The 24,411-nt window shown below is 65.9% G+C and carries 27 protein-coding genes and 1 pseudogene; 14 read left to right on the top strand and 14 right to left on the bottom strand.

Annotated features, from left to right (window positions below; translation table 11 throughout):
* Positions 1-3: 3 nt before the first annotated feature.
* Together WKC72_RS19695 and WKC72_RS19690 are read left to right on the top strand one after the other, a co-directional pair.
* Positions 4-1,143 (top strand): 2-oxo acid dehydrogenase subunit E2, encoded by a 1,140-nt coding sequence (locus WKC72_RS19695; protein ID WP_370184218.1) that lies wholly within the window; start codon positions 4-6, stop codon positions 1,141-1,143.
* A gap of 38 nt (positions 1,144-1,181) precedes the next feature.
* Positions 1,182-1,433, top strand: coding sequence for a DUF3263 domain-containing protein (locus WKC72_RS19690; protein ID WP_370184215.1), 252 nt, complete (start codon positions 1,182-1,184; stop codon positions 1,431-1,433).
* 108 nt (positions 1,434-1,541) lie between these two features.
* Here the strand turns inward: WKC72_RS19690 and WKC72_RS19685 are convergent, their stop codons facing one another.
* The gene (locus tag WKC72_RS19685; RefSeq protein ID WP_370184213.1) at positions 1,542-2,072 is read right to left on the bottom strand and encodes a YceI family protein; all 531 of its coding nucleotides are present in this window, start codon (positions 2,070-2,072) and stop codon (positions 1,542-1,544) included.
* A 406-nt stretch (positions 2,073-2,478) separates the two neighbouring features.
* On the opposite strand from WKC72_RS19685, the gene WKC72_RS19680 reads away from it, so the two are divergent.
* A complete protein-coding gene (locus tag WKC72_RS19680; RefSeq protein WP_052032858.1) occupies positions 2,479-2,625 on the top strand; it encodes an excalibur calcium-binding domain-containing protein in 147 nt (48 codons plus the stop codon).
* Between the two features lie 46 nt (positions 2,626-2,671).
* Here the strand turns inward: WKC72_RS19680 and WKC72_RS19675 are convergent, their stop codons facing one another.
* Positions 2,672-3,112 carry a hypothetical protein gene (locus tag WKC72_RS19675; protein ID WP_370184212.1) on the bottom strand — a complete coding sequence of 147 codons (441 nt, stop codon included), beginning with the start codon at positions 3,110-3,112 and terminating at the stop codon, positions 2,672-2,674.
* Between the two features lie 158 nt (positions 3,113-3,270).
* Here WKC72_RS19675 and WKC72_RS19670 point away from each other — a divergent pair.
* Positions 3,271-3,601 (top strand): annotated as a pseudogene (locus WKC72_RS19670) (transposase); the annotation flags it as partial.
* 34 nt (positions 3,602-3,635) lie between these two features.
* Positions 3,636-5,435, top strand: coding sequence for an IS30 family transposase (locus WKC72_RS19665; RefSeq protein ID WP_370184209.1), 1,800 nt, complete (start codon positions 3,636-3,638; stop codon positions 5,433-5,435).
* A gap of 379 nt (positions 5,436-5,814) precedes the next feature.
* Here the strand turns inward: WKC72_RS19665 and WKC72_RS19660 are convergent, their stop codons facing one another.
* On the bottom strand, positions 5,815-5,964 hold the full coding sequence (locus tag WKC72_RS19660; RefSeq protein ID WP_370184206.1) for a winged helix-turn-helix transcriptional regulator: 150 nt from the start codon (positions 5,962-5,964) through the stop codon (positions 5,815-5,817).
* A gap of 88 nt (positions 5,965-6,052) precedes the next feature.
* Here WKC72_RS19660 and WKC72_RS19655 point away from each other — a divergent pair, with 88 nt between their 5' ends.
* Together WKC72_RS19655 and WKC72_RS19650 are read left to right on the top strand one after the other, a co-directional pair.
* Positions 6,053-6,664 carry a dihydrofolate reductase family protein gene (locus WKC72_RS19655; RefSeq protein WP_370184204.1) on the top strand — a complete coding sequence of 204 codons (612 nt, stop codon included), beginning with the start codon at positions 6,053-6,055 and terminating at the stop codon, positions 6,662-6,664.
* 112 nt (positions 6,665-6,776) lie between these two features.
* Positions 6,777-7,274, top strand: a complete 498-nt coding sequence (locus tag WKC72_RS19650) for a hypothetical protein (RefSeq protein ID WP_370184201.1) — start codon at positions 6,777-6,779, stop codon at positions 7,272-7,274.
* A gap of 81 nt (positions 7,275-7,355) precedes the next feature.
* Here the strand turns inward: WKC72_RS19650 and WKC72_RS19645 are convergent, their stop codons facing one another.
* From WKC72_RS19645 to WKC72_RS19630, 4 genes are all read right to left on the bottom strand, one after another.
* On the bottom strand, positions 7,356-7,871 hold the full coding sequence (locus WKC72_RS19645) for a hypothetical protein (protein ID WP_370184199.1): 516 nt from the start codon (positions 7,869-7,871) through the stop codon (positions 7,356-7,358).
* A 255-nt stretch (positions 7,872-8,126) separates the two neighbouring features.
* Complete coding sequence (locus WKC72_RS19640; RefSeq protein WP_370184197.1) at positions 8,127-9,017, bottom strand: TolB family protein; 891 nt, start codon at positions 9,015-9,017, stop codon at positions 8,127-8,129.
* An 81-nt stretch (positions 9,018-9,098) separates the two neighbouring features.
* The gene (locus WKC72_RS19635; protein WP_370184195.1) at positions 9,099-9,245 is read right to left on the bottom strand and encodes a hypothetical protein; all 147 of its coding nucleotides are present in this window, start codon (positions 9,243-9,245) and stop codon (positions 9,099-9,101) included.
* 573 nt (positions 9,246-9,818) lie between these two features.
* Positions 9,819-10,061: a hypothetical protein gene (locus tag WKC72_RS19630; protein WP_370184191.1), complete on the bottom strand. Its 243-nt coding sequence runs from the start codon at positions 10,059-10,061 to the stop codon at positions 9,819-9,821.
* Positions 10,062-11,155: 1,094 nt separating this feature from the next.
* Here WKC72_RS19630 and WKC72_RS19625 point away from each other — a divergent pair.
* From WKC72_RS19625 to WKC72_RS19615, 3 genes are all read left to right on the top strand, one after another.
* Positions 11,156-12,313, top strand: coding sequence for an IS30 family transposase (locus WKC72_RS19625; RefSeq protein ID WP_011596741.1), 1,158 nt, complete (start codon positions 11,156-11,158; stop codon positions 12,311-12,313).
* A 228-nt stretch (positions 12,314-12,541) separates the two neighbouring features.
* The gene (locus WKC72_RS19620; protein WP_370184189.1) at positions 12,542-12,958 is read left to right on the top strand and encodes a VOC family protein; all 417 of its coding nucleotides are present in this window, start codon (positions 12,542-12,544) and stop codon (positions 12,956-12,958) included.
* A gap of 2 nt (positions 12,959-12,960) precedes the next feature.
* Positions 12,961-13,245, top strand: a complete 285-nt coding sequence (locus tag WKC72_RS19615; RefSeq protein ID WP_037246047.1) for a DUF1905 domain-containing protein — start codon at positions 12,961-12,963, stop codon at positions 13,243-13,245.
* Positions 13,246-13,579: 334 nt separating this feature from the next.
* On the opposite strand, the gene WKC72_RS19610 is transcribed toward WKC72_RS19615, so the two are convergent.
* The gene (locus WKC72_RS19610) at positions 13,580-13,864 is read right to left on the bottom strand and encodes a hypothetical protein (protein ID WP_370184186.1); all 285 of its coding nucleotides are present in this window, start codon (positions 13,862-13,864) and stop codon (positions 13,580-13,582) included.
* Positions 13,865-14,533: 669 nt separating this feature from the next.
* Entirely contained in the window at positions 14,534-14,971 is a 438-nt protein-coding gene (locus WKC72_RS19605; protein ID WP_370184184.1) for a hypothetical protein, read from the bottom strand.
* Between WKC72_RS19605 and WKC72_RS19600 the strand changes: the two genes are divergently transcribed.
* Both WKC72_RS19600 and WKC72_RS19595 read left to right on the top strand, forming a co-directional pair.
* A complete protein-coding gene (locus tag WKC72_RS19600; RefSeq protein ID WP_370184182.1) occupies positions 14,970-15,428 on the top strand; it encodes a three-helix bundle dimerization domain-containing protein in 459 nt (152 codons plus the stop codon). The genes WKC72_RS19605 and WKC72_RS19600 overlap by 2 nt on opposite strands.
* Positions 15,425-16,825, top strand: a complete 1,401-nt coding sequence (locus tag WKC72_RS19595) for a diguanylate cyclase domain-containing protein (protein WP_370184180.1) — start codon at positions 15,425-15,427, stop codon at positions 16,823-16,825. The genes WKC72_RS19600 and WKC72_RS19595 overlap by 4 nt, the downstream gene beginning before the upstream one ends.
* An 88-nt stretch (positions 16,826-16,913) precedes the next feature.
* Here the strand turns inward: WKC72_RS19595 and WKC72_RS19590 are convergent, their stop codons facing one another.
* Positions 16,914-18,386, bottom strand: coding sequence for a CYTH and CHAD domain-containing protein (locus WKC72_RS19590; protein ID WP_370184178.1), 1,473 nt, complete (start codon positions 18,384-18,386; stop codon positions 16,914-16,916).
* Between the two features lie 434 nt (positions 18,387-18,820).
* Between WKC72_RS19590 and WKC72_RS19585 the strand changes: the two genes are divergently transcribed.
* Both WKC72_RS19585 and WKC72_RS19580 read left to right on the top strand, forming a co-directional pair.
* The gene (locus WKC72_RS19585) at positions 18,821-20,251 is read left to right on the top strand and encodes a DUF2252 domain-containing protein (protein ID WP_370184175.1); all 1,431 of its coding nucleotides are present in this window, start codon (positions 18,821-18,823) and stop codon (positions 20,249-20,251) included.
* 2 nt (positions 20,252-20,253) lie between these two features.
* Positions 20,254-21,600: a diacylglycerol kinase family protein gene (locus WKC72_RS19580; RefSeq protein WP_370184173.1), complete on the top strand. Its 1,347-nt coding sequence runs from the start codon at positions 20,254-20,256 to the stop codon at positions 21,598-21,600.
* A gap of 127 nt (positions 21,601-21,727) precedes the next feature.
* Here WKC72_RS19580 and phoU read toward each other — a convergent pair whose 3' ends face one another.
* The 4 genes from phoU to WKC72_RS19560 all read right to left on the bottom strand — a co-directional run bounded on the left by phoU (position 21,728) and on the right by WKC72_RS19560 (position 24,396).
* Positions 21,728-22,375: a phosphate signaling complex protein PhoU gene (gene phoU, locus WKC72_RS19575; RefSeq protein ID WP_370184408.1), complete on the bottom strand. Its 648-nt coding sequence runs from the start codon at positions 22,373-22,375 to the stop codon at positions 21,728-21,730.
* 60 nt (positions 22,376-22,435) lie between these two features.
* On the bottom strand, positions 22,436-22,867 hold the full coding sequence (locus WKC72_RS19570) for a hypothetical protein (RefSeq protein WP_370184170.1): 432 nt from the start codon (positions 22,865-22,867) through the stop codon (positions 22,436-22,438).
* Positions 22,868-23,319: 452 nt separating this feature from the next.
* Positions 23,320-23,646 carry a three-helix bundle dimerization domain-containing protein gene (locus WKC72_RS19565; RefSeq protein ID WP_370184168.1) on the bottom strand — a complete coding sequence of 109 codons (327 nt, stop codon included), beginning with the start codon at positions 23,644-23,646 and terminating at the stop codon, positions 23,320-23,322.
* Between the two features lie 252 nt (positions 23,647-23,898).
* Positions 23,899-24,396: a hypothetical protein gene (locus WKC72_RS19560; protein WP_370184166.1), complete on the bottom strand. Its 498-nt coding sequence runs from the start codon at positions 24,394-24,396 to the stop codon at positions 23,899-23,901.
* Positions 24,397-24,411: the final 15 nt, after the last annotated feature.

Raw genomic sequence — 24,411 nt, 5'->3', positions numbered from 1 at the left:
ACCATGACAACCGAACAACTCGCAGGCACCACGGTGCGGATGCCAGCCCTCGGGGAAAGCGTCGACGAGGGCACCATCACCCGGTGGCTCAAACAACCTGGCGACCATGTCACCGCGGAGGAACCACTCCTCGAGGTCGCCGCCGACAAGGTCGACACCGAGATTCCGTCACCGGTCACCGGGATTCTCCACCGCCACCTCGCCGAGGAGAACGACGTCGTCGCCATCGACGCCGAACTGGCCATCATCACCGAATCCGGCGGCACGGCTGCGGCTCCCACGGCCCCTCCCATACCGGCACCGGCGGCGGCTCCGGCACAGACCGCACCGTCGGTGCCCCCGGCTCCGGCGGCGGTTCCCTCGCCGCCTCCGGAGCCGGACACGGCCACAACCACGGCCGCCGCCGCCACCGCTGCGCCGCGGCCGGCGACCGGCTCGACCACCGAGAAGCTGCCGCGGATCCGCCGCACAATTGCCCAGCGGATGGTCGAGTCGTTGCAGACCGCCGCCCAGCTGACCACGGTGCTCGAGGTCGACGTCACCGCGATCGCCCGGCTGCGGGCCGCCTATAAGGACGACTTCCTCGCTCGGACCGGACTCAAGCTCTCCTTCCTGCCGTTCTTCGCCAAAGCCGCCGTCGACGCACTCGCCGAGCACCGGGTCCTCAACGCCTCGCTGAATACCGAGGTCACCGAAGTGACCTACTACGACCACTGCCACCTCGGCATGGCCGTCGACAGCGAAAAGGGTTTGATGGTGCCGGTCATCCGAGACGCCCAGACCCTCGGGGTCGAAGACCTGGCCCGGGCGATCGCGGACAAAGCCGACAAGGTCCGCACCGGCAAGATCACAGCCGACGACTTGTCCGGCGGCACCTTCACCCTCACCAACACCGGCAGCCGCGGCGCTCTGTTCGACACCCCGATCATCAACCAACCCCAAACGGGCATCCTCGGTGTCGGTGCCGTGGTCGAACGACTGGTGCCGACCCGCCACGACGGGGAGCTCCGCATCGACGTGCGCTCGATGGCCTACCTGTCCATCTCCTACGATCACCGCATCGTCGACGGCGCCGACGCCGCCCGCTTTCTCACCGCCGTCAAAGAACGGCTCGAAAACGGCTTCACCGCAGACGATCTCTGACAGATATCAGCATCACAGCCGGGGGACGAGGAGGAACAATGACCCGAGACGATCAGGCCATGCTGGCGTTCGCCACCAAATGGTCCCGATTCGGCGGAGGAGACGAATACATCCTGCCCGAATTCGGCATCACCCCGCAGGTGTTCTACCAACGCCTTCTGGCGATGGTGACGTCCACACTGATCAACGACGTCGACTTCTCAACCCGGACATACTTGATGGACTTCTGCTCGAGCAAGCTCGCCCAGCCGGCCTCGCAAAGTGTCGCGGCCGCACAAGCTGCCGTGTGATCGATCCGTACCGGTCGCCGCCCCGTCTACAGCTCCCAGGGGCAGCCACCGGTACGGGTGCACCGAAACCGCTTGCGAAAGATTCTTTGCACCAACGGATTCGGTGTTCTACCCGTTCCCGGTCGGCCGGGCGACGAGCGTGATGGCCAGGTTCGCACGACGTGACACTCCGGCCCACGGGCCCAGCATCGGATAGGCGGTGCGATCCACCGTCGTCTCGGCGGTGATGCCGAGTGTGTCGGCCGCCTTGATCGATCGGAGCTGCAACTGGGCGGGTGCCGTGGCCCCCCGGACCGTCACCTCGCACGGAACGGAACCGCTCGACAGGTCGGCACCGTCGATCACCACTTCGATGGTGGGGTGCTTGTCCGTGTGGAGGTAGTGCGCGGACCGCAGGTGCCAATCACGGGGCCCCAATGCGGTATCGATGCGGTCGGCGGCGAGCAGGCCGGTCCCGGTGATGCGGCCGCCGCTGACCGTGATCGAGCCCTCCCGCACCGGGATACGGCCTCGCACCCACATCAACCCGAACGCCTTGGCGCGGAACGTCACCGTCGATCGCTCGGTATCGATGGCATACGTACCACCGGGAATGGTTGCGGAGGCCGGGTCCGAGGACGCGGATTGGATATCGGGCATGGGTAGCGCTCCTTGGGTCGTGTGTCGCCGATCGGGCAGTTGCAATATTTGATAACAGTTAGTGTTGAAGTGCAAGGGTTCGACTGTCAGCTCCTGCGCCCTGGTCCCGACGGCCGATCACGGTCAGTGCGCGGCGATTTCGTCCACAGCGTCGACGCTGGGCAGGATGACCACCGGGATCGCGACCAGCAACAGTGTCGGCGTGCAGATTGCTCACCCTCATGAGTACTGGTTGCCGGATCTGCCGGCCACTGCTTGACTGAGATCACGCCAGGCACGAGAACGCCACGCCGTTCCTCGATCGCCCGCCGGGAGAGCTCACGAGGCCGGAGACCCGGACAACGACACCGCCGCACGATTATCGACGCACCGTATGACGGCGGTGTCGGACCCGTAACCACAAACCATGCGCACCAGGTGCCGCACGGCATCGGTCAGCTACGCGTCCTGCGCCGACGCAAACGCAGCCGGCGTCGCGCCGATCTACCAAGGCGAGCCCGGCTACTCGACGAAACTCGACCGGGACAAGGATGGTATCGCCTGTGACATGTGATGCGGTGTCACCATCGTCGACGTCACGCCGTGCTCGTCTGTGCGGGTCACAGGGGACAGAGGGTTTGCCGGGTCCGGTTCCAGAACGGAAACAGCTCGGGGCTGCCGGCGTCCGGGTGTTGCCGTTGCGCCTGTTCGACGAATTCGAGGACCGTCTTTCCGGTGGTGTGCGAGAGTGCGCAGGCGTCCAGACTCAGTTTCGCCGATGCCAGGAACCCGATCCGCTCGGCGTAGGGGCCCAGGACCCCGGAATCGACGAACGCAGCGAGGCCTGTCCCCCACCGGTTGAAGGCGGCCTGCAACCCGAAATCACAGGGCTGCCCGAAGAGTTCACTGCACGTTGTCGGTACGCCGTGGACCATGACTGCGGTATCGGGCAGCGGGCGCGGCGGCTCGGGCGCATCCGGTCGCGACGCAACCGCCCACACCACCAGCACCGCGGCGCCGACGACAACGCACACCAGCACCGCCTTCAGGACCTGCTTCATCGCTCACTCACCTCGTCACACAACTTCATTGCACCACTCCTGCCCTCCGTCTGCTTAAACACGGCTGGACCGCAACGAGAAAGCCGGAACGGGAGCGCCATCTAAGTACTGGGACGACAGTTTGTGACTGACGGGACTGTTGTAGTAATTGATCTTGCATGCAGTCAGAGGTGCTGGAGTGGCCAACGGGCTTCACCGGGTTCTGTGCGCGGTTCGCCCACCGGTTTTCGCGGGTGGATCGCGGCGGCGGATGGGCGCGAGAACGCAAGAACAGATGGACGCTGGCCGAGGCGGCCGGTGATGCGGGCCCGGACGGCATGCAGCGGCTGCTGAACTTCTAATCCTGGGACTGTGTGGCGCTCTGCGACGACATGCGTGAGGTCGTGGTCGAGGTGATCGGTGACGCCGACAAGGGCGTGTTGATCGTCGACGAGACAGGATTTTTGAAGAAGGGGCACGCGCTCGCCAGGGGGTGCCAGGGTTCTATCGGTCATTGCAACACCTTCGGCGAGGTGGTTTTGGAATGGCGAAGAATGCGGATGCTGCTGCTCAGGCCCGATTTCTAGGGTTGGTTCGCGACGGACGAGGTCTCAAATACTCCGCCCGCACGGCCGGAGTTCATCTCGATGTCGGTTATCAGTGGTTGCGCGCGGAGTTCTTCCTTCTCCGTGAAGGAGGTCTCGACTGCGAGCAGTCTCGAGCCACCTTGGGGTGTGTTACCTCGAAGATCGCGGTGTGGGAGGCGTCCTTCATCTCGGGTAGCTACAACCGGCACCATTTGCGGGTCGAGCGAAGCCGAGAGAAGACTTTCTGGTCTGCGTTTGCGGTGCGCCGGACGGTGCGGCAGTCGGCCGTGGTCGCTGGCGTGGGGAGCTCGACAGCGTATCGGTGGATCGAACAGCGGTATTACCAACTCCGCGCGGACGGTGTTAGTGAAACCCAGGCTCGGCGCCGGCTGCGGCTGAGCAAGACCAGGGCAGGGGCATGGGAGTCCCGGCGTGCGCTGAGGATTAGGAAGGCAGAACGCGGCCGGGATGAGTCGATCCAGGTGGCGGTGCGTGAGTCAGCTGCGCGTATCGCCGCAGAGTTGGCGCCGAAGGTAGCGCAGGAAGCGTCGAGACTGTCGCGGACCGCGGTCCGGGACACGCGGTATTGGGAATTGATCGCCCAAGGGGAAACGAACATCGCAGCCAGCACACTCGTCGGTGTGACTCGCCAAACCGGGATCAATATTCAACGAAGGGCGCGACAGCGCAAGACTCTGACCGGCGCCGATGTGCCGTCGGAGCGGTATTTGTCTTTGGTGGAACGGTTGCAGATCGCCAACCTGGACCATCTGAAACTGTCGATCCGCGCCATCGCCAGGGAGATCGATCGGGCGCCGTCGACGGTCAAACGTGAACTCGACCGTCACCGCGATGGCCAGGGCCGCTACCTGCCCCATGTCGCCAATGAGACGGCACGTCGCAACCGCAGCCGCCCACGCGAACACAAGCTGCTCGCCAACGACGTGTTGCGCAGTGTCGTACAACGCAAGCTCGATCGGTTCTGGTCGCCGGAGGAGATCAGCGGCTGGCTGAAGCTGAAGTATCCCGAGGACAGCTCGATTTGGTTGTGCATGGAGACGATGTACCGGGCGTTGCTGGTGGCGGGCGGGAAGGGTCTGGACAAAAAGTACGCTGCCAAACTGCGCAGTGGTCGGAGCGTGCGTAAACCTCGATGGTTGGGGTCGGCGAGATCACTCGGTGCGGTGCGGAACATGACGATGATCGGCGACCGCCCGGAGGCGGTGGACGCAAAGGTCGAGGTGGGTCATTGGGAAGGGGACCTCATCCTGGGGTTGCGCTGCCGATCGGCGATGATGACCCTGCGGGAACGGACGACGCAATACGGAATCATCGTCAATCTCCCCGTCGATCACACCGCCGAATCGGTGAAAAATGCTGTCATCAAAGCATTTTCTGGCCTGCCGAAACGAATGCGCAGAACGTTGACGTGGGATCAGGGAACGGAGATGTGTCTGCACCGAGAGATCTCCGCGGCCCTTGATCTGAAGATCTACTTCACCGAACGTTCCAGTCCGTGGCAGCGGGGTGCGAACGAGAATTTCAACGGGCTCGCTCGACAGTATTTCCCGAAGGGCACCGATTTGTCGGTGCACAGTCACGCTCATGTGCGGTCGGTAACGCGTGAGCTCAACACTCGCCCACGGAAGAACCTGGAGTACGCAACTCCCGCCACGGTGTTCAACGCCGAGCGACGGGCCACCGCTCACCGGCGCCGCACTGCGCTGGAACTCGCGATGCCGACTGCGGTAACGTAACCCGTGAGCTGGGACGACCCAGATTTCGATAGACTTGTGTTGCAACGACAGCGAGAATCCGCCGCCCCGATTCGGAATTCCTTCACCGGACGGGGCTATCGGGACCCGTGCAGCTCAGCTCGTTCCCGGTCATGGGCCGGCTCACGGGACGCGCCGGTATGGTTCCGCTTGCGGTGCAGCGGGCACAGCACGCCGTCGATCCTGCGGCGATTCGTGCGACGCCACATCAGTGGTCTGCGTCGGCAGCGAGTGCTGCAGCGTAGGCGGAGGCAAGGCGCTCGGTCGCAATTGGTCCAGATCGCGAGGGCACCTGCGTCCTGAGGTGCTCGGCTCGCCGTTCCGTCATGAAGTCCTCCCGCAAATGTTTGGAGGCGATACCTTAGTCGGATTGCTCCGGCAGGACGCGGAAATGCCGCCGGTTTCCGAACATGATGTCGCGCAGAACGAGAAGCGACCAGCGGGCGCCGATCACCTCGACGGCCGCGTTGATCGCGCACCCCGAGCGCGGCTGTCCAGCCTTCGGCCTCACCGCCCCGCGTATCTCACTTGCGACCCGCCACCACTTGCTACGGTGACGCCTACCACTTGCACCCGCAACTGCTTCCCGGGAGATGCTGATGTCCGACACCACCTGCCACATGTCGATCTCGCTCGACGGCTTCGTCGCCGGACCCGAGCAGAGCCGGGACAATCCGCTGGGCAAGCGCGGCGGCGAGCTGCACGGCTGGCATATCGGCGACCCGCGCGCGACCGAAGCCGACAAGACAGCCAACGGATGGCTCATGCGCCCTCGCGGCGCCTACATCATGGGCCGCAACATGTTCGGGCCGATCCGCGGTGAGTGGAACGAAGCGTGGGACGGATGGTGGGGATCCGAGCCGCCCTACCACGCCCCGGTCTTCGTGCTCACTCATCACGCACGCGAACCGATCGAGATGGAGGGCGGGACCACCTTCCACTTCGTCACCGAGGGGTTCGACGCCGCCTACGCGCAGGCGCTCGAAACGGCCGACGGCAACGGCGTGGACATCGCCGGCGGCGCTTCGACAGTCCGACAGGCACTCAACGCCGGCGTGATCGATGAACTCACCCTCGACATCGCACCCGTCCTCCTCGGCAGCGGCGAGCGCATGTTCGACGGCGTCGAGACGTTCGGCTTCGAGCCCGTCGAGGCGCTCCACTCACCGCTAACCACCCATATTCGTTACCGCAGAGGCAGCGCCGGCTGAGCAGCAACTGCCCTTCGTGCCTCTCAATCGAGGATCATTGATGGAGATGCATCCAGGGACCGGTGTGGCACGGGCTTGTCACGCTGCGTCGACTTGGGCCGATACGTAGATCATGAGGGTGAGGAAAGCCGCGATAGGTGCCAGCGCGATTGTCGCGATCGCAACCGTGGCCTGCGCCCGCTCGCCCGTCGATGACGCGGGATCGCGCGATCCGGCCGTCTTCGTCCACTCCACACAGTTCGCACCGCCGCCGGCGCCGATTACCGATCTCATGCCCACCGCTGAGCAACTGACCGTCCTGTATAACGCCACGACCAACTACTCGATACGCGAGGAGGACCGCGCGCGACTCTTGGAGGGTCCCAGCGACCAGACCCTGCGGATGGCGCGGGCTTGGGGTGCGCAACCCTCACCCCAATACATCCAGTTCACCGCCGTGGAACTCGTCGGCCCAGACATGGTCAACGCGACTGGACACGGCCGCTTTCGTGGCGCGGACCCTTACCCGGTGGGGCCAATCCCCTTCGTGCGTTCCGACAACGAGTGGAAGCTGTCCCGCGCCTTCGTCTGTGGTGGATTGTTTCTCGCCGCACCACAGGTCTGCGAGTAAGAATTACCGGGATGCGCACCAATCGTGAATAGACCAGTGACCGGTCAACGATCCCTCAACGGTTCTGCAGCTGAGGATCGTTCAAGCGAGGCTCGGGTGGGCACACGGGATCCTGCGGTCCCCCATGACGACGACAACGGAAGGCTTCTCGCGCCATGGTGACCGCAGCACGGCAAGGAAGAATCCGTCATCGGCGACATCCGCAACATAGTCATCGAGGGAACTGGTAATCGCGATACTCCGCGCCCCGCTGGCCACGAAGCCGCTGATGGTGATCCATGAACTGTCGGGAGGACCACCGTCAGCAGAGGGTGGCCCGGTTCGAGTAATTTCCAGGCATTGGATGAAAGATGGCCGGAAATCTCGATCAGGGGCAGCTCGCGGCAACTCGCCAAGAGTCATCATTTGCGGGGTTTCCCACTGCCCGTCCACTTCGTTCACCGTGACGACGTACCGCGACTCGGCGTTTCGGAGCGCAACTGCAGCGACATCCTCACGTACAACAACCAGGTACGGCTCCACCGCGCCGCCACTCCGCCCACCAGCATGGAGGGACGCAAGAGCACTCCTCGTGGCCGAATGATCCAGACCGTCCATTACCTCAGCGTAGAGTCCCCCGCCACTCGCTCTGCTGATGATCCGGCAGACATCGAGTCTCTCCGAGGGGCCCATTGGGGATCGTTGACCGGCCATCGATCGTTGACCGGTCATCAATGTGGCGAGCTGGGTCTCGCGACGTCGGCCGCCGTCACCGCGCTCGGAGTAGCTATGCCGCAGGAGGGTGGCAGCCGCTCGTGGTCGGCGGCCTGCAGCTTGCTCGCCTTCCGGGAATGGGCGTCCTGATCAGCGATATCACTGTCCCCCGCCGATACTCGGATACTGGGCGGTGATCGAACGAGGCGTCAACCGTTTCTGGTCGGAGCCGTCGGGATTCATCGAGGCGAGTTCCGCACGGTTCGAGGTGGATATATCGACAACCAGCTCACCTGACTGCGTCGTTGCTCTGGTGTAGAGAATGCGTGAGCCGTCGGGGACGAACTGCGGATGCACCGCGTACGTGTCGGTCAGCCGGGTGATCTCTCCACCACCGGTGGGCATCGAGTAGATCTCGGAGCCGTGGTTGCCGCCGCGGTTGCTCGAGAAGACCAGTGTGGAACCGTCGGGTGAGTACGCGGGGTCCGCATTCCAGAACTGTTCCCGCAGAAGCACCTTCGATTCTCCACCCGTCGTTGGCACCTCGACTATGTATCCGTCGGCGGTGAAGACCACCCGCGACCCGTCCGGCGAGAACGTCGCCACGGATCCGGACTCAGCCGGAGCGATGACGCGCACGTCGGAACCGTCGGTATTCATGATGTTGATACTGCCGTCGCTCTTCGAGAAAGCGATAGCGGACCCGTCCGGCGAGAAGACAGGTTGATAGCCGTCCTCGTGAACAGTCCTCACGTCACCTGATTCGAGATCCACGACCTCGATGAACCTGCCTCCGCGGGTGTAGGCCAATTGCGCGCCGTCCGGTGATAGCGCGGCGCTGTTTCCCCACCGACTATCGGACATGTCGTCAGCCACGGTCGGGGTGACCTGCCGCAGGCCGCTGCCGTCGACGTTCGCCACGAAGACCTGACCCCACCCGTCGTCGAAGGACACGATCACCGGAGTCGGCACCGGTGGCGGGTCGTCCGCGCACCCCGTCAGGACGACAAATGCGGCGACGAGAACGGGCAACAACCGCGAGAACCGCATCAGATGATGATCGCACGCAACCAACCCCCTGACGGGTACGTGCGCGACTCAGCCGAGGCAACGGCCCAAGATTTCGTCGGATCAGATGCACTCGGCGCGGTTCGCCACCTCGACGAACTGCGACCAGTACGGAACCCGCTGCCGGAACGTCCACTTCTCACCCGGCAACGCCCCGACCTTCAGCTCGTTTCGCAGGTACTCGACAAGATCCGGGGCTGCAGATGACATCAGTCTGATACACCGAGAAGACCGGACATCCCGGTGGTGCCGGTGCTGCCGGTAGATATCTATGGAGATTCTTGCGAGCCGTCCGCTCGACCTCGACCGCTTCGGTCGGACGTGGGCGCCACGACGCAGGCCAGAAGGGGACGGGCTGGTGGAGCACGTCCCACACGAAGCTTTCGACCGGCCAGCCCAGCATGCGCTGCAACTCAGCGTCGTCGCCGTCGCGCCAGTCCGGCCACCTTCCCCGAGGGGCAACGCAGTCTTCAACAGATCCAGATGATCACAGGCGAAACCAACCCGAAACGAACATGGACAGAATCAATCTCGGAATCGGTGAGTCCAGCAGCAAGTGTCACGCCTGCCTCTTGGAGCACCGATACTGCGACATCGCCGACCGCGCCCATGAGGTGAGTGTGCCACCCAAGCAGCAGCATGGGCGAGACAACTTCGCTGGACGGCACCGTGCGGACGTCGGCGTTCGTCGGTGACCGGTCACCGATCGACAAACACGACACCCGCGGAGTGACTCCCCCCGCCCCCGGGGAAGCCGCGACCCCAAGCACGAGCGTAAGACAGTCACGGCACGTACCAGGCGCCGGCGCCTGGTACGAGGGCGATAACTCGGGTTCCCGCCTGGTCGGGCACCGTGACCGTGGCAACCACCGTCCCGGAACCGGTCCGGACCTGCGTGCCGCCGGGGTTGTCGAGGTACGTGATGCCGCCCTCGCCGGTCGAGATGTTCCGCCAGTGGACGAAGACGCCGGCGTAGGGCCCCACGCGGGTGACTCCCGGCGTGACCGGGTCTGTGGTGGCGGTCATGTAGAAGTGGTTCGCGCTAAGAAGTCCGGTCACGCCAACCCCGATCCCGGCGACTGGAATGGGAAAGACGGTTTCAGTTGGCCCCGCGGTGGCCAGTGGTGCACCCAACAGCAGCGCGCCTGCGACTCCGACCGCAGCGGCGGCGACGAGCGAGGTGTTGTGGAGTCGGTGGTGCGGTCGCATCGACGGACCTCCCGGGTCTGGGGTTCGAAAGAGGATGCGGGATCCACCTGTCAGGGTGCTCTGGCGGCATCGCGAAGTAAAGGATCCGGTCGGGGCCGTTGACGACCTCGCCCCAGGTGGTCTGCGGACGGGGCAGCAGGGCAGGTTCCCACACCCTGGTGATCGATAGAGTCGGCAAGCGCAAGTCGTGGGCAAAGCGCGCGTATCAGAAGTACTTTCTGCGACCCGGATCACCACCCAGGGAGATGATTCCGGCCCTGAGTACCTCCGGCGGAGGAAGCTCCAAGTACGTCGTGGCAGGCTCCAGTCCGATCGCTGGCCAGGCCGTGACAAGGGGTAGTTCGGTTACGTCGGGTAGAGGGGAGACCTCAAATGAGTATTCGCGCCGATACGTGTTCTTTTGCTGGTGAAACCCCTCAGTGCTGCGACGGGGGACGGGCTGGAGGCAGAATCTTCGAGAGCCCGCAGCTGCAGTCGCTCGCCCACCCATTCCCCGCGGCGACGTTCGCCGGTCACCGGGTCGATCTCAGCCGGCGCCTGGAACTGGCGTCTCATCGCCTCGGCGTGGGATCCGGAGGATACCGCGACGACCGCCAAGTCCAGGCCGGATGTGTAGGCCACGATTGAACGCAGTCCTACCACGATTCCCACAGTCTGGGCGAGCACTCGCGGGCCGTGGGCGAGCGCACCCATCTCCATCGCGTCGGGAGGTACGACACGTTGCGGCCAGGTCATCATCCGAGCCTGACACATGCCGTTGGTGTTGAACGGTCGAATCCGGCTCGTGCTTCGCGCCGCGTCTGCTGCTCAGGGCGAGCGTCGTCCGTGTGTGGTTGACCGCGATCGTGTCCGAAAGCGGAACCTTGGGTTCGTGCGGTGATCGCAACACCACTGATCAAAGGGTGTTGCACATGGCGAAATATTCTCATCGGATGGTTCCGGAGATCTTTCAGACGTTCTGGTCGGGGATGGCGGCGGGTGAGTTCATCACGGGCGCGGCCGAGGCGGCCGGCTCGTATCGCAAACAGGGTGCTCGGTGGCTTGCGGCCTGTGGTGGGGTGCGTCCCCGGCGTGGCCGCAACCTCAAGGGCCGGTGTTTGACGTTCGCGGAGCGGGAAGAGATCGCCATCGGCATCGCCGCAGGTCACACGCTTCGTGAGATCGCGAAAGCCTTGAACCGGAGTCCGTCGACGATCTCACGCGAGATCGCCCGCAATTGTGAGCCGTCCGGGCGGTACCGAGCCAGATCGGCTCACGCAGCCGCCTACCATCGGGCCTCGCGGCCCAAGCCGTCCAAGCTCGCCATCAATCCGTCGCTGCGCGAGACGGTCGAGAAATCCCTGACCGAGCGCCACTCACCCGAGCAGATCGCGGGCCGCCTCCGACTCGATTTCCCCGACGATCCACAGATGCGGGTGAGCACCGAGACCATCTACCAATCGCTCTACCAACCCTCCCGCGGCGGACTCGAACACACCCTCACTCGATCGTTGCGGACCGGACGTGGGCTGCGCCGACCCAGTCGGAAGGCCGGCCAGCGCAAGAATCGGATCCCCGATATGGCCAACATCGCGGACCGCCCCAAAGACGTGAAAGACCGTGCAGTACCGGGACATTGGGAGGGTGATCTCATTGTCGGCAAACGGAATCTGAGCGCGATCGGCACACTCGTCGAACGTTCGACCGGCACCGTCATGCTCGTTCATCTGCCCGACGGATACAAGCCCGAGCAGACCGCGCCCGCGTTGACCGAACAGCTCGAGACGCTGCCCACGAGCCTGCGCCGGACCCTGACGTGGGACCAGGGTTCGGAGATGCGGGACTGGAAGAGCGTCAGCGCGGCCACCGGGATCGACATCTACTTCTGTGATCCACACGCACCCTGGCAGCGCGGGACCAACGAGAATACGAACGGCATTCTCCGTCAGTACTTCCCCAAAGGTTCGGACCTGAGTGTGCACTCGAAAGCAGACCTGGAGTGGGTCTCACGGCAACTCAATGAGCGCCCCCGGAAACGGCTAGAATTTCGCACACCCATCGAAGAGATGGAACGACTGCTGTTGCGATGACCGCCAGAATCCGCCGAACCTGCACCGGGACGAGAGCGGTGCCAGCGTATCCGGCAGCAGCCGGACACTCGTTCCGGAAGCGGATCCCGTTCCGGGACGAGCGTCGACAGCGGCCGGACATGTGCTCGGCGCCGATCTCGTCCCGCTGGTGGTTCGGCTTGCGGGACGACCGGTTCACGGCTTGGGCGATGAGTTTCGGGGCGCGGCGGGGTCTGATTGCGTATGACGATGACGACGAGAGTGTTGAGTGTGTCGGTTCCGGTCGCTGACCAGAACGCCGCGCTGAGGTTCTACACCGAGGTGCTGGGCTGCGAACTCCGCACCGACGTGGAGGTGTGGCCGGGTGCACGGCTGGTCGAGGTCGTGCCACCGGGTTCGAATGTCGCCTTGGTGCTCCTACCGCCCGACAGTGAGATCCCGGTGGCAATCCGGTTGGGCACCTCCGATGCTCAACAGGCCCTCGACAAGGTCCGTGAGGCCGGGGTGACCCCGCATAACCAGGAGCTGGTCCGGATGGAAGGAGTGCCGGCGATGTTCTCCTTCACCGACCCCGACGGTAACGGTCTGGTCTACCTGGAGGAGACCGACCAGAGCGGAGCCTCGGTAAGCGCGACAGCCCCCGACCAGCAGCGCGAAGGAGCATGAGCATGGCAGATCCCCGACCCCTGGACATCACCTTCACCGCTCGCCTGGGCAAGGTCCGTCCCGGGGACACGTGGACGTGTGTGCAGCTACCCGACTCAGCACAGATCTTCGGTACCCGTGGTCTGGTCAAGGTTGCCGGGACCATCGACGCGCACCCGTTCACCGGAGCGTTCATGGCCCTGGGAGACGGAACCCACAAGCTGCCGGTGGCTGCTGCCATCCGCAAGGCGATCGGCAAGAACGACGGTGACGACATCGAGGTCCACCTCACCGAGCGACTGAACTGAACTCACCAGAGGCAGGACGTCCGGTCCGGGATCGGTGACCGGTCTCGTCCTGCAAGCACCACTGCACGCCAGCCAGTCCGCCCGACGACGCGGTAACTCACAGGCCCCTGCCTGGTCATGTATCACCGCTGAACATCATCCTGCTTCCTGCAGGAATCCGAGCGCGCGACCCGGCAACTCGACTCCGAGCTCACGGCCGCCGATCAACGTCGAGGCGTTCAGGATTGCCTCCTATTGCGTTGCACAACACAACGCGGCCGAAGTTGGGCGCGCAGCTCATCGGCGGGGAGCTTCTTCGCCATTTGCCGAACGTAAGCGCTCAAGGGCCAAGGGCTTATCCCACGATGATCAGCAGCCCGACGGCGGCGACCGCGATCACGGAGGCGATCACACAGATCGCCCACGCCCGTATCGCAACCCGGTGCCAGTCCCGCTCGCGGCGCGCCGTCCGGGCGGTGAGCACCCCCGTCGGCGAGGGTGATGCGGCAGTGTCGGCTCGGTCCGGCACCCGCGCGTGAGAGCGTCGTGATACCGCATCCGCGGTCACCGCCGCGGCGAACGACGCAGCAATCACGCACAGCGTGGCTACCAGGACCTCGACCATCCAGAACATATTCATTCGGGCAACTCGAACTTCCGTGCTTCTCGGGCCTCGACCGCAGTCGGCGATCGGCAACCCCATCGGTCCCCCGCCCCGTCGTGTATCGCCGGCGGGGCTCACTATGTTGCGCCGATCGGTCCACGAATTTTCTTCCACATTCTGATCAGTCGTCCATTTATCTTTTGATCATACGTCCAATTGAAATGGTCATTCGTTCAGTTAACGGGCGAAATTATTTCCCTTTTCGTGAAACGTCGAGGGCGCTCACGGCCGATATAGGAGTAAGCGGGTTCGGTGCCCGTGGATGACAAAAGGCAAGAGGAGTGAAGAATTCATGGGTTCTGCAAGTGTTGACTTTGCGGTCGCCTTCGAGGCGTTCCTGAAGTGGTTGAGTGTCACGTTCGGAGGCGGTATCGGAATCGGCTGATCGGCCGCATATGGCCTGGAACGGCGGTGGCTCGACTCGCCAGGTGGGAGTCGAGCCACCCTACCGAGCAGCGGCTCGCCGCCGTGGCGATGATCGGCCCGCGTGCGCCGCCCCTTTCTTGCATGCCGCCGTTAAATGGGTGCATTCCGTCGAAAGGCGGTTTCGACTGTTGGGCGTAATCGTATTTAGAAAGTCGTTCGCGCGACTCGTAATCGAGACTCGGCTGCGCGATCGTCCGCGAATTTCAGGTGCACCCCAGTTCAAAGGGGCAATGTCGGGATCATCAGGCCCACACTGACAGCGGCTAATCGGGCGCCGGCGAGGCGATGCTGCTCGGTGTGGGAGGCGAGTACTCCAGCGAAGGTGATCAGCGTGGCCGCGCCGAGAATTCGCACGGGTGGAAACCAGGAGCACCGCAAGGCATCCACGACCGAAGGCGTCCAGACCGCCCCGTCGACGAACAACTCGTCCCCCGACGCCTGAACGACGGTGACGCGGTCGGGTGCGAGGTTGAGCAGGCTGCGCACCGAACCGGCGGTGCGCTGAGTCAAGAACGCTTCCAGCGCACCCGAGGTGGCGAAGATGACGATCAGCAGTCCCCCATCGAGGACCTCCCCGATCGCGGCGACGATCATCAGCAGGTCGACGGACTGAAGACCCTTCCCGACCGCCGTCGACGAGACCACAATTTCTGTCATGGACGTCACCGAAGAACAGCACATCGACGCGGTGCGCGCACATCTGATCCAGCGGTGCCAATTTCTCGACACCGACCAGGTCGAGGACGCGATCGAGACCGCCCACCACCGATTCGACGGATGCCATATCCGGGACTTCGTGCCCGTGCTCGTCGAACGCGCCGCCACCCGCACCCTCGAGGAATCCCTGACCATCACCCCACCCGCGACGTACCCGACAGTCCCCCGGGGTGCCGTGACCACCGGGCCCGGCACACCAGGCAGCGGAGGGCGACGAGAACGCCACCGGCAGTCACGAGGGGTCTGCCGGCGGCACACGAAACACCGCCTGCACGGATCGCACCCGCTCTCGCCCGCGCGGAAGGGCACAGCGCGGTCAGGCCACCAACCCCACCGCATGCCCGAGCCCAAGCCACGAATGGGTCAGTCGAACACGGAAACCGGCCGCCCAGGATGAAACCGGAAACGGCGGAAGCCCGCATGTTGCTGTCGGTGATCGAGCATGCCCAGAACCTGGTCGCAATCGCCGACTACGACACCGGTCGCCTGCTCTATCTCAACCCCGCCGGAATGCACCTGATGGGACTGACCGACGAGGCCGCCGTCGCCGCTCGCTGGGCACCGGAATTCTTCACCGATGTCGGGTTCGTGCAGGCCCCCGACATGGAATCTGCCCTGCTCGATCAGGGCCAGTGGGAGGGTCGCTCGGAGTTTCGGCATTTCCTGACCGGTGAGCCGATCCCGGTGACCCTGTCCGCCTTCGTGGTCGAGCGCAGTTCGGAGGACCGCCCGACCATGATCGCCTGCATCGCCCAGGACCTGCGCACAGCACAGGAGCACGAACAGCGCCTGCACACAGCGTTGGAGGCGGCCGCGTACCGGGCCCGCGAACAACACGCCCTCGCCGACTTGAGTCAACTCGCCGTCGACGGCGACCTCGACCACCTTCTCGCAGCCGCGGCGGACGCCGCCGCCGCGTTGATGGGCGTCAACTGCACCTCGGTGGCCCGGGCCGAGGAACCGGGCGGGGTGTTGCGGGTGCTCGCCTATCGTGGTCAACCACCCATCCCGGACGCCTTCGCCCCCGGTACCGATTCCCAACCCGGCTACGCGGCCGCCACCGATCAGATAATCATCTGCCCCGACCGGTACGGCGAGCACCGGTTCTCCACCGACGCCATGAACGCCCGGGGGCTACGAAGCGGGGTCTGCGTTCCCATCGGCGCCGACCCTGCGTGGGGCGTGTTGACCGCACACAGTGCCCGCCCCCGCGAATACACCGACCGAGACGTGATGTTCCTGCGCTCGGTGACCGCGGTGCTGACGGCGGCGATCCGGCGCATCGAGGCAGAACAGGCGCTGCGGCACCAGAGCCTGCACGATCCGCTGACCGGACTACCGAACCGTGCCCTGGCGCATCAGCAGATCGATGCCGCCCTGGCCGCGGCACGCGAAGGCGAGCGCCAGGTTGCGGCGTTGCTGATCGACCTCGACGAGTTCAAGACCCTCAACGACCGTCTCGGCCACGCAGTCGGAGACGACGCCCTCATCGGGCTGGCCGAACAGCTGCAGTCGGTCGTGCATCCCACCGACACCGTGGCCCGGATCGGCGGCGACGAATTCCTCATCGTGTGCCCCGACACCGCCTCCGTCGAGGAGGCCATCACCCTCGCCACCGCGATCACCGAACTGCGCATCGGGACCGACTCGGCCGGACGCGAACTTCGGTTCACCGCCAGCGTCGGCATCGCACTCGCCCGAACGGACGAAACCCGGGACACGCTCATCCGACGCGCAGACGCGGCCATGTACCACGCCAAAGCCACCGGAATCGGATATGCCCTGGCCCCCTGACGCTCACCCAACCGCGCGAGGATACTGTATGAGGTTTCTGAGGATCGGCCACCGAACCCGTCGTCGGGTGCGCGCCGCAAGACGCCGTTCAGGTGGCAAGCATTGCGGCATCCTCACGGGCACGCCGCGCGGCCTGCAACTCGAGCCCGTAGAGCAGCCCGAAGGTGAATCCGTTCTCGCCGCCGGTGTTACCGGCGCGGGCACCGAGGGTGCGGAGAGTGCCCAGAGCCACCACGCTGTCCTGGTGCTCCCCGAGAACCTTCTGGACCTTCTCGTAGACGGCGACCCGCTTCTTGCCCTTCTTCTTCCCCACCAGCCCGCGAGTGAGCTCGCCCGCGTAACGGGCCCGCTTCGCGGCCTTCCGGGCGCGGTGCAGAGCCTCGTCGCCGCCATCGTCGAGGGCGGCGGCCAACCTCTTGTCGGCCTTGCGGCGCGCCTTCCGCGCGGCCTTCTTCAGCACCCGCGCCCCGGAGGTTGCGTCCTCGGTCAGTGGCGGGTCGGTGCGCCACCGCGCCAGCGCAGCGAGCACCGCCCGGTACCGGTCGGTGTCGACCGTCGCCATCACCTCGGCCCGGTATCGCAATTGCTCGGTGAGCAGATCGTTCTCGATCCGGGCGGCGACCGGACCGAGCACCAACTCCTCGGGTAGGTCGGTGACCGCGGCGGCGAACCGGGCGCGTTGGACCTGCCGGTCCCGCACCTCACCGAGCACCCCCGCATACCAGGACAGCTCGTCGTCGAGGTACGCCCGGGCGTCGGGGTCCAGTACCTTCTTGAACACCCGCAGGGTGCTGCGGAACCGTCGGATGCCGACCCGGGTGGCGTGGACCGGGTCCAACCCGCGGCGCAGCCACACGTCGCCGCCGACGATCGCCTGGACCTGGGTGTCGAGGTAGGCGGTCAACAGCTCCCGGACCGCCTCCGCGCCGGAGTCGCCGGCGGGGCCCGGAGGGTTCGGGTTCAGTGCTCGGGACAGTTTCGACGGGTACCGGGACGGGCGGGCGTCGTCACGGGTCAGTCGTTTGCCGATCTTTCGGAGTAGTTTCCCGTCGCCGCGCTCGCCCAGTTCGACCTCCACCTCGCGCCAGTCGCTGGCGACCGCGCCGTCCCCGGCCGAGGCGGCGGCCGCGGTGGCCCGGACCGTGTCCTCGGCGACCTCGGTGATCAGGTTTCCGTTCGGGTCGAGCATCCGGCGGCGGTGCCGGACGGTCGAGATCGTCGCCACCGGGTGCACCGGTTTACCCAGGGCCACCCCCGAGACCAGTGTGGCCAGCTCGCCCGGCACCGAGTCGTCCGCGGTGAGTGGCACCCGGATTTCGGTGCGCGCCTTGCGGTCGGGCACCTTCAGCTGCCAGCCTTCGTCGGTGTCGCCGGATCGGCGCCGCAACGTGACGTGCTGGGCGAGTAGGTCCCGATCGGTGGTGTCGAAGTATTCGTTGTCGAGGGTGACGGTCTGCTCGTCGAGCCGACCTCCCAGTGGGACCAGGTCGGCCAGGTCCGGTACCGCGAAGTCGGCGCCGACCTCGTACTTGTCTTCCCGTTCTTTCTGCGCCGTGCTCATGAGTCCAGACTTCCCGTCCCGCCCGGCGGTTAACCAGGAAGCGGCGTCGTACTGGTGTGGTGCTGCGCATTGGTGCGTGCACATGGGTGGTGTGCGAGTCGCCGGATATCGGCACTCGACCGTAGGCGTGCTCGGCATACTGGGGCAATGGCATGTGGATGGAGATCGACAGGGCGGCAGCATTCTCGGTCAGCACGAGATCACCGAGATCAGGAAAGGGATCAGCCGATGAGCACCGATTCCAGGAGCGAGTCCGCCGGCTACGCAACGCGGTGGAGCCGATCGCGGCAGGGGTGACCGCGGTGACCGAACCAGGAGGGACCGCACGGCCCACCGCAGCCCCCAGGTCTTCTGGGGCGGTCGCGACCTGGAACTGCGACCGCGTCTGACCACCCTCTCATCCGCAGACGACATCGACCCAAGGGACCCCCGCCATGACCGAACGAGACAGCCTCCCCGATCCATCACCCGCCGGTGCGCCAAACCCGGCGACCCGGGCGGCACCGATCGAACACGGCGACACGGTTCGGGCCCGAATCCCGTTCGACGCCATCGCCGAACACGGTCTCGCCCGCGACCGTGACCCGGTCGGTCTGCTCGAGTCCCAGGCGGCCGCTCGGGTCCCCGACCTGGTCCCCATCCGGTACGGGCGGATGGCCGAGTCAGCGTTCGCGTTCTATCGCGGCGCCGCGCTGGTGATGGCCGACGACTTCTCCCACGCCCCGGAAACCGGCCTGCACACCCAGTTGTGCGGGGACGCCCATCTGAGCAACTTCGGGCTCTTCGCGACACCCGAGCGCAAACTCGCGTTCGATGTCAACGACTTCGACGAAACGTATCCCGGCCCGTTCGAATGGGATGTCAAACGACTCGTCGCGAGCCTCGCGGTCGCCGGACGGAGCAACGGGTTCAGCCGGAAACAGCGCAAACGGATCGCCCGCGCCTGCGCGGCCGAATATCGCGAGACCATGAGCTATCAGGCCGACCGCGGTGAGCTCGCGGTCTGGTACTCCCACATCGACGCCGCCACCGAGCTGGACGAGCTCCGCGATGTCCTGGACTCCTCGACCCGCAAACGCGTCCGCAAGACGATCGACAAATCCCGCGGCCGCGACAGCCTGCAGGCGCTGTCCAAACTCACCACCCTGGTGGACGGGCAGCCGCGGATTGTGAGTACACCGCCGCTGATCGTGCCGATCGAGGAGGTCTTCACCGGCACCGAAGCCGAACAACTCGAACAGGAGGTGATCCGGCGAATACGCGACTACCGCGACACCCTGCAGCCCGCCCGGCGTGTCCTGTTCGATCGATTCGAGTACGTCCAAACGGCACGGAAAGTGGTCGGGGTGGGCAGTGTCGGCACCCGGGCCTGGATCGTCCTGCTCCGTGGCCCCGGCGGCGACCCGTTGTTCTTGCAGGCCAAGGAGGCAGGGCCGTCGGTCCTCGAAAAGTACGTCGGCGGACCGGCATTCACGAATCACGGCGAACGCGTCGTGTCCGGGCAACGGCTGATGCAGGCCGCCAGCGACATCCTTCTCGGCTGGCAGCAGGGACCCGACGCCGACGGCGTGGTGCGGGACTACTACATCCGGCAGTTGCGCGACGGCAAGGGCTCGGCGGTCGTCGAGACCATGAATCCCGACGTCATGGCGCTGTACGGCCGGTTGTGTGCCCGGGGCCTCGCGTACGCGCATGCCCGCGCCGGTGACCGGTTCGCTATCGCCGGATACCTCGGTTCGGACGATGACTTCGACAAGGCACTGGCCGGATTCGCCGAGACCTACGCCGACCAGAACGAACGCGACCACGCCGCGTTGCGGAAGGCGATCGACGACGGCCGGATCACCGCACACCCGGGGACATGACGATGAGCGACAACCGATCCGCAGCCCCCGACACCACGACCGGAGCCCGCCGATGGTGGGCGCGGGCGGCGTTCGCACTGGCGATCCTCGCGGTGGCGGTGCCGCTGGTGTCGGCCGGACTGCTCAGCACCATCGGGAGCCTCCTCGTCGGGGTCGGCGGTGTCGTCGTCATGGTCGCCGCCCTGTATTGGTTCCTCGCCAGTCGCGGTGTGCTGCGCTGGATCTCACTGGCGATCGCGATACTGTCACCGATCGTCGTCCTCGTCCTCTTCATCCGCGCCCACCTGCTCGCCGAGGTCGTCGCCTCCATTGTTCTCGCGCTTCTCACGGTGCCCTGCGCCCGCGCCGCCCTGCGCGGACGAACCTCGGACACCGCCGTCCGCGAGGTGTCCGCACCACCGGTGCGGCATCCGGTGCTGATCATGAACCCGCACTCCGGTGGCGGCAAGGTCACGAAATTCGACCTGCAACGCAAGGCCGAGGAACTCGGCGCCGAGGTGGTCCTGCTCGAAGGGCCCGGCACCGTCGACGTCACGGAACTGGCCCGGTCCGCGGTCGATCGCGGAGCCGACCTGCTCGGCGTGGCCGGCGGCGACGGAACCCAAGCTCTCGTCGCGGCGGTCGCGGCCGAGAACAACCTGCCGTTCCTGGTGATCAGCGCCGGCACCCGCAACCATTTCGCGATGGACCTCGGACTCGACCGCGCCGACCCGAGCCGGTGCCTCGACGCCCTGCGCGACGGCGTCGAGGTCGCCGTCGACCTCGGCCGGATCAACGGCCGCCCGTTCGTCAACAACGCCTCCTTCGGGGTCTACGCCGAGGTGGTCCGCAGCCCCGCCTATCGCGACGACAAGACCGGAACCGTGCTCCAGATGCTCCCGGACCTGCTCGCCGGACAAGGTGGTGCACCCCTCTTCACCCGGATCGGGAACGTCACCGTGCGGAACCCACAAGCGGTGCTGGTGAGCAACAACCCCTACGGGACCAGCGATCTCGCCGGTCTGAACCGACGCGACCGGCTCGACCGCGGCGTCCTCGGCGCCGTGACCATCTCGGTCGCCAGCGCCCGCCAAGCGGTCGGGCTGCTGCGCCGCGCGAACGTCCGGGGCCTGACCCAGCACACGACCACCGAGGTGCTCGTCGACGCCGACACGCGTCAGACCCCGGTCGGCGTCGACGGCGAATCGCTGCTGCTGACCACCCCGGTGCGCTGCACGATCGAGCCCGGCGCCCTCCGGATCCGGGTACCCCGCGACCGCCCCGGGGTTCGCCCCGCCGAACCCACCCTCGACTGGGTCCGGCTCCGCGAACTGGCATGGCACCGCCGGACCGGGTCACCACGCACTTGAGCCGCAGCACTACCCGGCCCCACGCGGCGGACCGGGCCAACCGAGGATTGTCGGGATTGCCGGCCCTGCCCCGTTCTGGACCGGCCCTCGGCCGAGGATCAGCCCCGGACTGGGCTATCCGGTAGGTCTACGGGGTCAGCTGTTCGCCGGTGACGAGGAAGATCACCCGGCGCCCGACCACGACGGTGTGGTCACCGAAGCGTTCGTAGAAACGGCCGAGCAGGGTCACGTCGACAGCGACCGGGATACTCCCGGTCCAGGCCGGATCCTCGATCAGGGTGAGCAGTCGTCGGTGTAGGTCATCGAGCTCGTCGTCCCGCCTCCCGAGCTCCGCGGCCAACTCGGGATCATGCTTGCGCAGAACCTGTTCGGCGACGCGGGCCGACTCGCCCGCGACCCGCCCCATCCGGGCGAGCAAGTCCTCCGCCTCCCCGGACGCGACGTGATCCGGGTGCCGGCGGCGCACGCTCTCGGCGACATGCTGTGCCAGCCCACCCATCCGGCTCAGATCCGACACCAGATGCACACCGGTGACGACCTGCCGCAGGTCCCGGGCCACCGGGGCCTGCAACGCCAACAACGCCATCGCCTGCTCCTCGCACGGACCGCGTAACTGCTCGATCTGCTCGCAGAGGTCGAACACCCGCTCCGCCCGTGAAAGGTCGGCCCGGACGAGGGCGTCGGTAGCCGTCTCGACGGCCCCCCCGGCCAGGTGGCACATCGACGCCAACCGGTCGGTCAGGTCGTCGAGCTGGAGGTGAAACTTCACCCGCATACGCATCATCATCGTCACTCCGCCGGGCGCCCGGGCTGCCGGGCTGCCGGGCTGCTCCCCTCAGACCCTTTCCGGATTCCATGTCGAGACCGCCCAGATGACGACGACGTCGAGCGCGATGATCAGCAGTGACCACCCCGGGTAGTACGGCAGCCACAGGAAGTTCGCCAGAATCGAGATCGCCGCGACGATGATCGCCGCCACCCGAGCCCAGGTGGCGCCGGTGAACAGGGACAGACCGACGATCGCGACGAGGGCGCCGAGAACGATGTGGATCCAGCCCCAGGTCGTGAGGTCGAACTTGTAGACGTAGTCCACGCCGCGCACGAACACTTCGTCCTCGGCGACCGCCGCGATGCCCTGACAGAACTGGATGAAGCCGACGGTGACCATGATGACGGCCGCGCCCAGGGACGTGCCGGCCGCGAAACCCTGTTTGGTCGATGGATACTCGGACCTCGTCGGGCCCTCCCCCACGCTGCGATCGGACATAGCCGGCCCTCCCCGAAACTTTGATTTATCGGTACGCCGATTGTCCGCCGCGGCGTGCCGTCTCCGCCGCAGAACCTCGATTCCGGCGGAAATAAGCCCCGGCCACGTCCACTCGTCGAGTGAACCGGGATCGGGTCGGCGAGATCGGTGCCGTTCGTCCTCGCTGGTATTCGCGAGCATCGGTCGCGGCTCTGTTCTGGCCGGCCGGTGCCGTGGTGCTGGACGGCCGCGAGGAATCAGGGGACAGAATCACCTCTGCTGCATGATGATCGTGGTCCGCCGGGCCGGTCGGGCACGAGACTCTCGACGCCCGATCCCGGTGACCGGCGCGCTCCGATAGTCGAAAGTCGATCCCTCCGCTCCCAGCCGAGGATTAGGCTCACAGTCCCGGGCGCGGTGGACGGCCGACACCGGTTCCCCGCTCCCGGGCCTGGTCATCTCGTCTCACCGACTCACAACAGACGTGGGGAGCGACGGGCGAAAACACGCCGCACTCCCCCGATTCTGGCGGCCGGCACCACCGGCTCGATGGGTGCGGTGGTGGGAACGTCAGTTGCTATCGGAACCGGAGGTGCCGGTGCCCGGCTGTAGGTGGCGTCGAGCGTGCGCGTGGCGGCCCGTTCGACCAACAAGGGGACGAAATCTCGGACGCGGCACCCGTCGAACCGGCCGAGCACGGCCACGATCAGGTTCTCGAGCACATCCGACTCGAGATCGGGATAGCGCTGGATCAGTCGGCTTCGAACGACCTCGATGTCGTGTGCTTCGCGGTCGTCCATGTGGATTATTGTGCGCCCGACCAGCCCGGTAAAGGAACACGATTGCAGTTCACCACCCTCAATCTGTGACCTCACGATGGGGACCGGACCCCTCGATACGTGCTGGGTTGCGGGTGTCTTCCCTGGATCGTCGGACCACATTCGAGACGTGTCGATCACCCCTTGCCGGGCGCTGGGCGGTGTCCGCTCAGCTCGCCGCGATCCCGGCTCGGGCGATGCAGCCCGGTGAGTGTGCGGGAGTCGCTGTGACGGTCACCTTCCCACATCGGAGTCGGAGGTGGTGGGGAACGGGCTGGGACCGAGCGCCAGGACGATCGAGGTGGGGTGGAGCCCGATCTCCGTCCAACTGGTGGTGATGGCCAGCGCCCCCGTGCGCGGGTAGGTGCCGATCCAGTACCACGGCGTCGTCCGGTACGGCCCGGACTCGTCGACGCCGGGTTCGGTCGGATGGAGCGGGTCAGCGGGGCCGCCGTCCTCGTCGCGGTCGTCGACGCCGATCAGCACGCTCAGATACGACCACCGCGCCGACCAGTCCTGCGGGTCGGTCAGGGGACGGGTTTCGTAGCGGGCGAAGTCAGCGCGGATCCCGTTCACCCGCATCGCCAGTTGCAGCAGCAGCCCGGACGCGAATGCGGTGACCGCGGACAGTTCGAGGGTCAGGTCCTTCTCGGCCGTGATCGGCATCGGTTCGTGCACGCGAACGCCCCGATCAGGGGGCGGCGCGATCGCCGGCCAACGATGGGGACGCATGCTTCATCTTCGCAC

This window comes from Rhodococcus wratislaviensis, assembly GCF_041228765.1.
Lineage (GTDB): Bacteria > Actinomycetota > Actinomycetes > Mycobacteriales > Mycobacteriaceae > Rhodococcus_F > Rhodococcus_F wratislaviensis.
This window is presented reverse-complemented; position numbering and strand designations above follow the sequence as displayed.

Bases quoted from the DNA above. Each gene is read 5' to 3' on its own strand.
- WKC72_RS19695 (WP_370184218.1), top strand. From the start codon at position 4: ATGACAACCGAACAACTCGCAGGCACCACGGTGCGGATGCCAGCCCTC.
- WKC72_RS19690 (WP_370184215.1), top strand. From the start codon at position 1,182: ATGACCCGAGACGATCAGGCCATGCTGGCGTTCGCCACCAAATGGTCC.
- WKC72_RS19685 (WP_370184213.1), bottom strand. From the start codon at position 2,072: ATGCCCGATATCCAATCCGCGTCCTCGGACCCGGCCTCCGCAACCATT.
- WKC72_RS19680 (WP_052032858.1), top strand. From the start codon at position 2,479: ATGCGCACCAGGTGCCGCACGGCATCGGTCAGCTACGCGTCCTGCGCC.
- WKC72_RS19675 (WP_370184212.1), bottom strand. From the start codon at position 3,112: ATGAAGCAGGTCCTGAAGGCGGTGCTGGTGTGCGTTGTCGTCGGCGCC.
- WKC72_RS19665 (WP_370184209.1), top strand. From the start codon at position 3,636: ATGGCGAAGAATGCGGATGCTGCTGCTCAGGCCCGATTTCTAGGGTTG.
- WKC72_RS19655 (WP_370184204.1), top strand. From the start codon at position 6,053: ATGTCCGACACCACCTGCCACATGTCGATCTCGCTCGACGGCTTCGTC.
- WKC72_RS19650 (WP_370184201.1), top strand. From the start codon at position 6,777: ATGAGGGTGAGGAAAGCCGCGATAGGTGCCAGCGCGATTGTCGCGATC.
- WKC72_RS19645 (WP_370184199.1), bottom strand. From the start codon at position 7,871: ATGGACGGTCTGGATCATTCGGCCACGAGGAGTGCTCTTGCGTCCCTC.
- WKC72_RS19640 (WP_370184197.1), bottom strand. From the start codon at position 9,017: ATGCGGTTCTCGCGGTTGTTGCCCGTTCTCGTCGCCGCATTTGTCGTC.
- WKC72_RS19635 (WP_370184195.1), bottom strand. From the start codon at position 9,245: ATGTCATCTGCAGCCCCGGATCTTGTCGAGTACCTGCGAAACGAGCTG.
- WKC72_RS19630 (WP_370184191.1), bottom strand. From the start codon at position 10,061: ATGACCGCCACCACAGACCCGGTCACGCCGGGAGTCACCCGCGTGGGG.
- WKC72_RS19625 (WP_011596741.1), top strand. From the start codon at position 11,156: ATGGCGAAATATTCTCATCGGATGGTTCCGGAGATCTTTCAGACGTTC.
- WKC72_RS19620 (WP_370184189.1), top strand. From the start codon at position 12,542: ATGACGACGAGAGTGTTGAGTGTGTCGGTTCCGGTCGCTGACCAGAAC.
- WKC72_RS19615 (WP_037246047.1), top strand. From the start codon at position 12,961: ATGGCAGATCCCCGACCCCTGGACATCACCTTCACCGCTCGCCTGGGC.
- WKC72_RS19610 (WP_370184186.1), bottom strand. From the start codon at position 13,864: ATGAATATGTTCTGGATGGTCGAGGTCCTGGTAGCCACGCTGTGCGTG.
- WKC72_RS19600 (WP_370184182.1), top strand. From the start codon at position 14,970: ATGGACGTCACCGAAGAACAGCACATCGACGCGGTGCGCGCACATCTG.
- WKC72_RS19605 (WP_370184184.1), bottom strand. From the start codon at position 14,971: ATGACAGAAATTGTGGTCTCGTCGACGGCGGTCGGGAAGGGTCTTCAG.
- WKC72_RS19595 (WP_370184180.1), top strand. From the start codon at position 15,425: ATGAAACCGGAAACGGCGGAAGCCCGCATGTTGCTGTCGGTGATCGAG.
- WKC72_RS19590 (WP_370184178.1), bottom strand. From the start codon at position 18,386: ATGAGCACGGCGCAGAAAGAACGGGAAGACAAGTACGAGGTCGGCGCC.
- WKC72_RS19585 (WP_370184175.1), top strand. From the start codon at position 18,821: ATGACCGAACGAGACAGCCTCCCCGATCCATCACCCGCCGGTGCGCCA.
- WKC72_RS19580 (WP_370184173.1), top strand. From the start codon at position 20,254: ATGAGCGACAACCGATCCGCAGCCCCCGACACCACGACCGGAGCCCGC.
- phoU (WP_370184408.1), bottom strand. From the start codon at position 22,375: ATGCGGGTGAAGTTTCACCTCCAGCTCGACGACCTGACCGACCGGTTG.
- WKC72_RS19570 (WP_370184170.1), bottom strand. From the start codon at position 22,867: ATGTCCGATCGCAGCGTGGGGGAGGGCCCGACGAGGTCCGAGTATCCA.
- WKC72_RS19565 (WP_370184168.1), bottom strand. From the start codon at position 23,646: ATGGACGACCGCGAAGCACACGACATCGAGGTCGTTCGAAGCCGACTG.
- WKC72_RS19560 (WP_370184166.1), bottom strand. From the start codon at position 24,396: ATGCGTCCCCATCGTTGGCCGGCGATCGCGCCGCCCCCTGATCGGGGC.